The following is a 9,619-nucleotide window of genomic DNA, read 5'->3' on the forward strand; positions in this document are numbered from 1 at the left end:
GTGGCCCGCGGCGCCCGGCGCGCCGGGCGCCCCCTCCCCCCGCGCACGCGCCGGGGCGGGCCCGCGCCCGCGCCTGGCGGGGGGGGGGCGGGTCCCGCGCACCGAGGCGACGGCCTGCCGGACGTCGGCGGGCGTCGCCCGGCACACGGCGGCGACGCTCACCCGCCCCTCCGCCTCCACCGCCACCTGCCGCACCGCCTCGAACTCCTCGGCGCACACGGCCGGGAACCCCGCGGCGAACACGACGTGCCGGGGCCCGTCCGCCCCGAACACCGCCCCCTGCGCACACGCCAGCCGCACGCGGAACGAACCGGGCATCAACGTCTTCGCCTGCGCCCCGTCCCGGGCGGACTCCTCCCACACCACCATCCGCCCGGCCGACGCCGACTCCCGCACAACGTCCCGCATGGCAAGCTCCCTCGTGTGTCGTACCGGGGGAGACGTTAGGGGGAGGGGCGGCGCAGCAAAGGTGGAATGATCAACTTCGATCATGCGTGGCACTTCTCGTGGATCCCAGGATCGGGAGTTGCTCGATCCCGATCGAGATGGTGCGCGGGACCACACGGCGTGTGGGTCAGTGGCCCTCGTGGACACTCCGGACGGCCGCCGACAGCCGGAGGTCCGGCCGCCGGTGATGCACCCGCCACTGATCGGGCCGGCCGGGCGGGCGTTCGTGCACCGGCTCCGCTTCGTCGTCGTCCCCGACGATCTCGTAGAGGCGCACCATCACGATGTACAACTGACGCTCGGCGCTCCCCACGTGGCTGCGCCGGCCGAACGCGGCCATCATGGTCAACTTCGTCGCAGCATGGGAGGCCTGGCGGAAGATCTCCTGCATGAGCGGCCTCTGGCCCGGCTCGCTCACGGCGCGTGCCAGATTGGCCAGGTCCGCCGACAACTGCTTGGCAGCCATCCCGAGTTCGTCCAGCTCCCACGCCGGGTCGGCCCTCGTCTTGTGTCCGATCCGCGCCCGGGTCAGCTCGCCGGCCAGTTGCCGCGCGGTACGGGCTGCGCGCCGAAGGGCGTCGTCCGGTGGCCTGCCGGCCGGTGTCGGCCACCAGGGCGCGGCCCATGCCCGGTCGGTGGAACCGGACGGCGTGACCTGCTGCCACCGACGGATGCCCATCACCCGTCCGTCCGGTCCGGCCAGGTCTTCCCACACGGACTCGGGCAGCACCAGGATCGGCCCGGGATCGTTCCGGTGCAGGAATTCGTCCCGGACCGACCTGAGGAGACCGAGTTTCCGGCCCAGATCCCAGAGCACGCGTCGATCCGATGACCGGGTCCCCAGGACGCCGGCCAGGTAGCGCGGCCGGTGTTCCCGGGACAGCCCGGCCGCCACGAGGCGGAACCAGCGGGCGATCGACTCCCCGTCCGCGTCGCTCGGCAGCAGGGCCATCACCCCGTCACCCCGGTCACCCCGGTCGACCCTGCAGTCCTGCCAGCCGACGACCCGCGAGCAGGCCTCCGTCACCGCGCGGAACCACGCGTCCCGGAACTCCTGGTCACGGTGGTTGCGGATGCCGGACCGCTCGCAGTCCACGACCACGACGACGCGGCGGACGGGCTCCTCCACCGGGCTCTCCTCCTCGGCGTCATCCCACTCGTAGACGTTCCGGTCCAGCACCGGCTCAATGGACTCCGGATCGAGTTCGGGCGCGATCGAGGAGCCCCGCAGGGTCCTCAGGAAGCCCCGCAGCGATGGGCTCAGTCTGCCGACGTCCACTTCCGCGCCTCCGCGCGACGGCAGGCGGACACGCTCCAACTCCCGCGTCCAGACGCCCGCGTCGCTCGTGCCCGCGGTGCGGAGAGTCGTGAGGGCCCAACGGATCAGGTCGCCGGTGACGGCCTCGGGCATGGGATTGGTCATGGGTGCGTCCTCCTCCGTTCCTCGTTGGTGGGGTCCTGCTGCTCGCCGGGTTGTCGGGGCCCGCGCTGCCGGCCGCGGCCGAGGTGGTCGCGAAGCCGTTTGACCCGCATGGAGACCGCGCCCTCGGAGAGTCCGAGGCGGGCCCCGATCTCCTTGTCCGTGAGTCCCAGGGCGCGCCAGCGGAAGATCTCCGCGAGGATCCGGCACTGTTCGGGGGTGAGGTCCGGCCCGAGGTCGGCGATCACCGTCTCGGACGCCGCCAGGTCGGGCACGATGTCGTCGTGGGCGCGGTCCTGCTGCACTTCCCCGCCGTCCACGATGTCGGGCAGCGCGTCGCCGAGCGGGACTTCGACGGCGGCACCCGCCCCGAACTCCCGGCACCAGCGTCGGTGGGCGCCGGGGAAGGCCAGCAGGACCGCGCCCACGAAGTAGGAGGCGAGCGTGGCACCGCCGGCGCAGCTCCAGCCGCCCTCGATCAAGGCCTTCTCCCGGAACCGCGTCCAGGCGAGGGCGACCGTCTCGCCGATCAGCGACTCCCGCTCGTCCACCCGCTCGCGGAGGACCCGCCGCGTCCCGGCATCCGTGTCCAGGGGCCGGCCGGCGGTGAAACAGCGGTGGTGGATCTGCTCCGTGACGATCCAGTGCCGCAGCACCTTCGTGCCCGTGGCTATCATCGCGGCTTCGAACAGCACGTAGTCGGGCCCGGTCCAGCCCCCGGCGGCGAGCCGGTCGACGAGGTCCTGGTCCGCCTTCCGGCGCGCGAGCGAGTCGGCCGGGGCGCGGGCGGGCTCTCTGGCCGGTGCCGGGTACGGCGAAGCGCCGCTCCTCTCGACCTGCACCATCGACCCTCCCGCGTTGCGGCCCAGCACCACGCTGCTCCTGCCGGCGTTGTAGGCCCGCGGACGAGCGCGATCCCACGCATCGTCACAATTCTTTCGGGAAAAGATTTTTGGGCCGCTCGCGTGGGTCCGGACGGTGCGCCCGACCTATGCCCGAAACGAACCGGGTCCGCCGGACCCGACCGCACCGCCAGGAGACGCGACCATGTCGCACGACCAGATCCCAGCTCAGGCCTCGTCGGAGTCCCTCACCCGGCCCGACCCCGTCGGCCCGGTCCTGGACGTCCGCGTCGGAGGGATCCGCCTGACGCTGGAGGTGCCGGCCCGCCTCCACCTCCTGGCGTCCGGCCTGATCACGTCCGGGACCGCCGCCGCCCTCGGGTACCTGCTCGCGGCGCGCTGAGCCCGGTGGGCCCCCACGGACCTGATGCACAAGGGCCTGTGGGGGCTCTGACCGTCAGGTGTCGGAACGAGGGCGGGTGCGGCAGATGCGCGGGGCCTCGTCCTTGAGTCCCAGGAGGGCGAAGTAGTTCTGGCCGAGGGCGATGTCCCGGAAGGCCTCGTTGCCGAGCGCGCGGTTGATCCGGCTCGTGACCTCCAGTTCCTGCTCGTAGACCGCGTAGTCCTTGTTCCGGGCGGCCACGAAGTCCGTCCCGGTGATCGCCCGGGTGGGGTGGCGGTCGAGGAAGGCCGCGTACTTCTCGCGGACGCCCGGGCGGCTGAAGTAGAGGTCCTCCAGGACGCGCCAGCTGAGGTCGAGCGTCAGGTTCGGGTGGGCGTCGAGGAGGCGGTCGAGGATGCGGATGTGCTCGTCGGGGTCGAGGGTGGCGAGCTCCTTCGAGAGTCCCATGTGGGCCCACACGATCTTGTTGACCGGGTACCGGTCGAGGATCTCCTCCATCAGGTGCAGGTACTTGGTCGGCTCCGCGTCGTTGCCGAGGTCGGAGTGGAACGTGACGGGGATGCCGCGCTCCCGGTACACCTGCATGAACGGGCCCCAGTCGGCGATGTCGTCGCTGTCGGCCGACTCGGCCTGGTTGGCGAACAGCGCCTGCTTGACGACGTTGACCTCGCCGGCCCACGTGAACATCTTCGGGTACTCGCGGTCGTAGAGCGCGATTCCGGCGGGGACGGTCTCCGGGTGGTGCAGGTCCATGAAGGTCATCGACAGCGTGAGGTGCGGGTCGTCCGGGTGCTGCTCGCGGAGGTTCTCGGCGTTGGCGATGTCGTTGCGGATGCTGGGCCGCACCGGCGTGCCGGGGCAGTCGAGGTAGTACACGCAGTCGGAGTCGGCGGGCAGGACCTGTCCGATGCCGAACATGTTGGCGTAGCGGACGCCACTCTTGCGCAGGTAGTCGGTCATCTCCTCGAAGGGGATCGCCCGCCCGCCGAAGGGGCGGAAGTGGAGGTGGCTGTCCACCACCGAGGTGTAGGGCTGCTTGGCGCGGTCGAAGCAGGCGCGGGCCGCGAGGGCCTGGCCGGCCCCGGCCGGGGAGACGACGACCGCCATCGCGGCGGCCGAGACGGCGATGGCGGCCAGGGGTCTGTTGGTCCGGAGGGTGTTCTTCAAGGGGGGCGCCTCCCGTGGCGAGCGGTCGGCGCGGGGCGCCGACTCGGAGAGCATCTCTGGGGGGCCAGGTTCGCCCGACGGTTCGTCGGTCGGCGGCGCCCGGAGAGGTGTCGGCGCGGCCGGCCGCTCGAACGGGTGCCGGGATGGGGCCGTTGGAGCGGATGCGAAGCAGCCGGACCTGTCGCCGGATCAGCGCTGGGCGCGCCGGAAGGCGCCCGGGGTGCGGCCGGTCTCGCGGGTGAAGAACTTGCCGAAGTTGGTGGGCTCGCCGAAGCCCAGGGCGCGGCCGATGGTCGCGACGGGGAGGTCGGTGTGGGCGAGGAGGCGCTGGGCCTGCAACGCGACGCGGGCGTCGGCGAGTTGTTTGGCGGTGCGGCCGGTGGCGGCCAGACAGGCGCGGGTGAGGGTGCGGGGGGAGTAGCCGAGGCGGGCGGCGTACTCCTCGACGGAGCGGGTGGTGGCGAAGGACCGTTCCAGTTCGCGCCGGAAGGCGAGGTAGAGGTCGGGGGAGGGTTCGCCGGTGGGGCCCGGGAGGCGGGCGATGCGGATGAGGAACGCGCCGAGGAGCTGGCGCAGCAGCGCGCTCGAAAGGCCGGCGGGGGCCGCGCCGGTTCGGAGTGCCGCGTACTCGGCTTCCAGCTCCGCCGCCGCCCGGTCGAAGGCGCCGAACTCACTGGGCGGCAGCTGCCACGCGACCGGGCCGAAGCCGTCGAGCGCGGCGTGCGTCGCGGGCAGCGGCGGTGGGAAGTCGGCGGTGAAGAGGAGCAGGACGGCGTCGAGTGCCGCCGGGCGGCCGTCGGCGCCGGACGGCAGGCGCTGCACCTGGCCGGGGCGCAGGTGCAGGAGCGTGCCACGCGTGCACGGGTGCGGGACGAAATCGACCATCGCGGTGCCCTCGCCGCCGCGCACGAGCACCAGCTGGTGGAAGTCGAGCCGGCTCGGCCGGCGGGCGACGGAGCTCTTCAGGCGCTGCTTCAGCGCCTCGAAGGTCAGGACCTCGACCCCCGGGTGTGCGGGGTCGGGGTTGTCGTAGGCGATCTCGATGACGACGCGGTGTCCGTTTTCGACCATGGCGAGTCCCGACTCTACCTCGCCGGGGAGGTGGCCCCGGCGGGATCGTGGAGGCACGGCGGCCGAGGGCCGTCACCGTCACCGTCACCACTACGACACGTGAGGATGTTTCACCATGTCCGTCCCCGTCATCACCGATCCCGCGCAGCTGCCGATCGCGTTCGAGCACGCCCTGAACGCCGGCGACGTCGACACCGTCCTGACCCTCTTCGCCCCGGACGCGGCCATGCGCACGGTGGCCGGCGAGTTCATCACGGGCACCGACGCGCTCCGTGCGGAGTTCGGCGGCACCGTGGCCGTCCACGGCACGCTGACGAACGTCCGGCGGCACACGCTCGTCGGCGCGGGCAGTGCCCTGCTGGTCAACGACTGGACCCTGGAGGTCGACACCCCCGGCGGCGGGCGGACCGCCCGGACCGGCACCACCGCCAACATCGCCCGCCGGGACCCGTACGACGGCACCTGGCGCTTCGCGCTCCTCAACCCGCTCGGCACCGCCTGAGCCGTCGGGCGCGTCCGCGGTCAGTTCTCCAGGCTGACGGCCTCGTTGAGGGTGTGCACGCGTTCGGTGGCCCCGGGGTCGGCGCCGATCTCCGGGGCCCGCGCGATCAGGAGGTCCAGGAGCGCGAGGGCCGAGGCGCGTTCGCGCTGGGAGAGGGTGTCGGTGCCGGGGGACGCGTTGGCGGCGTCGGTGACGGCGCGGTGGAGGCGGCGGATCCGTTCCGTCACCTCGGCGTCGCGGCTGAGCGGGCCGGTCCGGGCCATCAGCCGGTCGAGCACGGCGTCGATCTGCGAGGGCCCGCCGGGAGCGCTCCGGTGGCCGGTGCCGGTGTCGGTGCTGATGCCTGCGTGGCCCCTGGACCCGTCGCGGGACGGGAAGGCGGCGATCTCCGCGACGAGCACCCGGATGCGGTCGACGGTCGCGGGGTGGTGGGCGATGGTCGCGGCGTGCTCGTCGAGGAGCGTGCGCAGCGCGGTGATGGTTTCCGGCGCGCTCATGCCGTCGGCGACGGTGGGCAGCGGGGTCATCGGGGACTCCTGGGGGTCTGGCCGGGGCGGCCGCCGGTGGGACGCGGCGGGCCCGCAGTCGGGTGTGCGGGACCGGACGCGCTCGCCGCACGCCCCCATGCTCGGTCGGCGGGCCTCCCGCTGTCCTGCGGGACCCGTCGCACGGGTGACCCGGCCCGGCGGGTCCTGTGGAAACACCGTGCCCCGGACGGCGGCCGCTCGTGCCCGTTCGACGAACCGTCCAGGCCACTACCGCGCCCGCCTGGCCGGTATTCGACCGGTTACTCCACGTTGCGGCCGGGGAAGATCGACCAAGTCCGATCCGCGCATGACAGAAGGAGCCCGTCCATGGCCGACGACCAGCCCACCGAGACCACCGCCGACGAGCCCGAAGCCGGCGAGACCGCCGCCGCCGAGACCGCCGCCAAGCCGACAGCCGTCAAGGCCGCCCAGTCGGTCGGCCATCAGAAGCTCGAGGTCAAGCACATCCAGGGACAGGTCATCACCCACACGATCGTCAAGCCCCTGCCGGAGTGACAGACCGAGGCGTGACCGCCCCGGCGCCTCGCGGTTGACCGGCACGCGACTACGCGGGGAAGCCGGGCGCACCGTGCGGTCACTGGGCCGCCCTTCACGGCAAGGGCGGCCCAGATCGCTGTCCGCGGCCGGCCCCGCAGGGCGCCGCGGTTCTTCGATCTCGGTGCTGGTTGCTGCGCTGCATGTTTGACACGTCATCAGATGCAAGGAGTTCCTGTGATGAATACCAAGGTCCCGATCGCTGCCGTGGTGGCCGTCGCCGCCGCGCTCGTGCTGGGCGGCGGCACGCAGGCCGTCGCCCAGCCCCAGGCCGGGACGGGCGCGGCGGCCTGCGCGGGGTGGACGAAGGTGGAGGCGGTCTCCTACCTGAGCCACGCCGACGGCAGCTACCGCCGGGCCCAGGGCACGGTCCGGAGCGTCGCGAAGGACACCTGTTTCATCGAGCTGGACGAGAACAAGTACGCCCCCGGCTGGTACACCGGCTGGGACGGTTACTGGAGCATCGCCAAGGAGAACGACAAGGGCGCGGTGTACAAGCAGTTCGCCAAGGCGGTGGTCAGGAGGGGCGAGGGCGGCTACGTGGAGTCCCACCTCGTGGACCTGGACCAGCTGCGCGACGTCGCGGAGAGCGTGAACTGCGACGCGAGGGTCACCAAGGACCTCGCGGACGCCTGGCGGGCGGACATCCGCGTCTACGGCGAGCCGAACCGCCAGCGGACCGACTGGATCCGGACCTGGAACGAGGTCGGCGGCTTCACCAACCTGGGCAGCCGGTGGCGCAAGGACCAGTGCGTCAAGCTCACCGGCAGCGCGACCAGGTGGGACGGCCACACCTTCTACGAGACCCCGCAGGGCCAGGGCGGCCACTACGACTGGGTCCGCGACGACGCGGTCAACCTCCAGCGCAAGTAGCCCGCGTCATCCACCGGTACCCGCCCGCACCGCACGCAGGTCGGAGCAGGTTTCTCAGTGAACCGCCCGCTGGGAAGCCTGCTCCGGGCGGGCGCAGTGTTCACCACGCCGGTTGAAACGCCCTAGCCGAAGAGCCGGTCCAGGTGCTCGTCCAGGACGGCGAGCGCGTCGGCCTCGCGGTAGACGCCGAAGAGGACGGGCCAGCGCAGGCCCTCGACGACGGTGTGGAGGGCGCGGGCGGCGTGGTCGGGGTCGAGGTCGGCGGGGAGCTCGCCGCGCTCCTGGCCGAGCCTCAGCTGCTGGGCGAGGAAGCCGGTGGCGCCCTCGTACACCATCGTCACGACGTCGCGCACGGACGGGTCGACGGCGCCGCGCGCGAGGATGGCCGCGCCCATCCGGGCGCCGTCGCGGCTCTGCTCGTCCAGCGGGAGCAGCTCGACCAGCAGCCGGCCGAGCAGCTCCCGCACCGTGGTGGGCATCCGGTCGCCGGCGAAGAGGCGGGCGAAGCGCGCGGTGAGCAGCTCGTGGTTGTACTCGATGGCGAAGCGCAGCATCTCGTCCTTGGTGGCGAAGTAGTGCTGCACCGCGCCCATCGAGACGCCGGCCTCGGCGGCGACGTCGCGCAGGCCGGCGCCCTCCAGGCCGCGGGTGGTGATGATCCGCAGCAGGGCGGCGGCGATGTGGCGGCGGCGTTCCTCGCGGTCGACCTGCTTGGGCATGGGCGGTGGTTCTCCCGTGACGGTCCGTCTGGTGGTCGGGCACTGCGGCAGTTCGGCAGTGGGGCAGTTTGGCAATGCGAGTGCATTGCCAAGCATACGCGGCGGCTTTTACCATGCGAGTGCATGGTGAAAATCGGCGAGGCGAGGGGGCCCCGATGGTCGTGTCAGTCCCGTACGAGCGCGCGGTGGCGAGGAACGGCGAGGTGGAGATCGCCTACGAGGCGTTCGGCGAACCGGACGGGCGGCCGCTGCTGCTGATCGCCGGCCTGGACGGCCAGATGCTGTGGTGGTGGACGGACTTCTGCCGCCTGCTCGCCGGGCGGGGCTACCGGGTGGTCCGCTACGACCACCGCGACAGCGGCCTCTCCACGCACTTCACCGGGCACCGCGGCACCGCGTACACCGCCGTCGACATGGCCGGGGACGCGCTCGCCGTCCTGGACGCGCTCGGCTGGCGCGACGCCCACCTCTGCGGCGCGTCCATGGGCGCCGGGCTCGGCCAGTACCTCGCGGCGACCGCGCCCGAACGGGTGCGCACGCTGACCTCCATGCTGTCGATCCCGGTCGACCGGCCGGCGAGCGCCCTCGCGTACGTCCACCCGCTGCGCCCGTTCAAGCTGGCGTTCCGCCGGTACGGGGACGACCGGGCGAGCCAGATCCGCCGGACCGTGGACGTGCTGCGGCTGACCTACCCGGACGGGGCCCGCTTCCCCGAGGAACAGGCCCGCGCGGTGGCCGCCGAGTGCCACGCCCGTCACCCGCACGATCCGACGGCCCGCCGCCGCCAGCTCGCCGCCTCGCGTGCCGTCCGCTTCCCGGCCCCGGGCCTGGCCGGGATCACCGCGCCCACCCTGGTGATCCACGGGGAGGACGACCCGTTGGTCCGTCCGGCCGGAGGACGGGCGGTGGCGGCGCGGATCCCGGGCGCCCGGTTCGTCGGCTACCCGGGGATGGGGCACAACCTGCCGGAGGAGCGGTGGACGGACATCGCCGACGAGCTCGACCGGCTGACGGCCGGTAGCCGGTAGTCGCCGGCCGGGGCGCGGGGCCCGGCGGGGAGGGGGGGGTGGGGCGCGCGCGCCCGGGGGGGGCG

The 9,619-nt window shown here is 73.0% G+C and carries 11 protein-coding genes and 1 pseudogene; 5 read left to right on the forward strand and 7 right to left on the reverse strand.

Annotated elements, in window-relative coordinates:
- The 3 genes and pseudogenes from ACFV4G_RS09590 to ACFV4G_RS09600 form a co-directional block, all read right to left on the reverse strand.
- Positions 1–408, reverse strand: a pseudogene (locus ACFV4G_RS09590) (hypothetical protein); the annotation flags it as partial.
- 166 nt (positions 409–574) lie between these two features.
- Positions 575–1,870 (reverse strand): hypothetical protein, encoded by a 1,296-nt coding sequence (locus ACFV4G_RS09595; protein WP_380438286.1) that lies wholly within the window; start codon positions 1,868–1,870, stop codon positions 575–577.
- Positions 1,867–2,712, reverse strand: coding sequence for a hypothetical protein (locus tag ACFV4G_RS09600; protein WP_380438288.1), 846 nt, complete (start codon positions 2,710–2,712; stop codon positions 1,867–1,869). Before ACFV4G_RS09600 ends, ACFV4G_RS09595 begins: the two co-directional genes overlap by 4 nt.
- Before the next feature lie 202 nt (positions 2,713–2,914).
- On the opposite strand from ACFV4G_RS09600, the gene ACFV4G_RS09605 reads away from it, so the two are divergent.
- Positions 2,915–3,112 carry a hypothetical protein gene (locus tag ACFV4G_RS09605; RefSeq protein WP_380438290.1) on the forward strand — a complete coding sequence of 66 codons (198 nt, stop codon included), beginning with the start codon at positions 2,915–2,917 and terminating at the stop codon, positions 3,110–3,112.
- Between the two features lie 54 nt (positions 3,113–3,166).
- On the opposite strand, the gene ACFV4G_RS09610 is transcribed toward ACFV4G_RS09605, so the two are convergent.
- Together ACFV4G_RS09610 and ACFV4G_RS09615 are read right to left on the reverse strand one after the other, a co-directional pair.
- Entirely contained in the window at positions 3,167–4,279 is a 1,113-nt protein-coding gene (locus tag ACFV4G_RS09610) for an amidohydrolase family protein (protein ID WP_380438292.1), read from the reverse strand.
- A 189-nt stretch (positions 4,280–4,468) separates the two neighbouring features.
- Positions 4,469–5,350 (reverse strand): helix-turn-helix domain-containing protein, encoded by an 882-nt coding sequence (locus tag ACFV4G_RS09615; RefSeq protein WP_380438294.1) that lies wholly within the window; start codon positions 5,348–5,350, stop codon positions 4,469–4,471.
- A gap of 115 nt (positions 5,351–5,465) precedes the next feature.
- Here ACFV4G_RS09615 and ACFV4G_RS09620 point away from each other — a divergent pair, with 115 nt between their 5' ends.
- Complete coding sequence (locus ACFV4G_RS09620; RefSeq protein ID WP_380438296.1) at positions 5,466–5,852, forward strand: YybH family protein; 387 nt, start codon at positions 5,466–5,468, stop codon at positions 5,850–5,852.
- A gap of 20 nt (positions 5,853–5,872) precedes the next feature.
- Here ACFV4G_RS09620 and ACFV4G_RS09625 read toward each other — a convergent pair whose 3' ends face one another.
- Positions 5,873–6,379: a hypothetical protein gene (locus ACFV4G_RS09625; protein WP_380438298.1), complete on the reverse strand. Its 507-nt coding sequence runs from the start codon at positions 6,377–6,379 to the stop codon at positions 5,873–5,875.
- Positions 6,380–6,706: 327 nt separating this feature from the next.
- Here ACFV4G_RS09625 and ACFV4G_RS09630 point away from each other — a divergent pair, with 327 nt between their 5' ends.
- Positions 6,707–6,895, forward strand: coding sequence for a hypothetical protein (locus tag ACFV4G_RS09630; protein WP_380438299.1), 189 nt, complete (start codon positions 6,707–6,709; stop codon positions 6,893–6,895).
- Positions 6,896–7,114: 219 nt separating this feature from the next.
- A complete protein-coding gene (locus ACFV4G_RS09635; protein ID WP_380438301.1) occupies positions 7,115–7,807 on the forward strand; it encodes a hypothetical protein in 693 nt (230 codons plus the stop codon).
- Between the two features lie 122 nt (positions 7,808–7,929).
- Here the strand turns inward: ACFV4G_RS09635 and ACFV4G_RS09640 are convergent, their stop codons facing one another.
- Entirely contained in the window at positions 7,930–8,526 is a 597-nt protein-coding gene (locus tag ACFV4G_RS09640) for a TetR/AcrR family transcriptional regulator (protein ID WP_380438302.1), read from the reverse strand.
- 155 nt (positions 8,527–8,681) lie between these two features.
- Here ACFV4G_RS09640 and ACFV4G_RS09645 point away from each other — a divergent pair, with 155 nt between their 5' ends.
- The gene (locus ACFV4G_RS09645; protein ID WP_380438303.1) at positions 8,682–9,554 is read left to right on the forward strand and encodes an alpha/beta fold hydrolase; all 873 of its coding nucleotides are present in this window, start codon (positions 8,682–8,684) and stop codon (positions 9,552–9,554) included.
- Positions 9,555–9,619: the final 65 nt, after the last annotated feature.

Source organism: Kitasatospora sp. NPDC059747, from assembly GCF_042732955.1.
In the GTDB taxonomy this organism is placed as follows: Bacteria; Actinomycetota; Actinomycetes; order Streptomycetales; family Streptomycetaceae; genus Kitasatospora.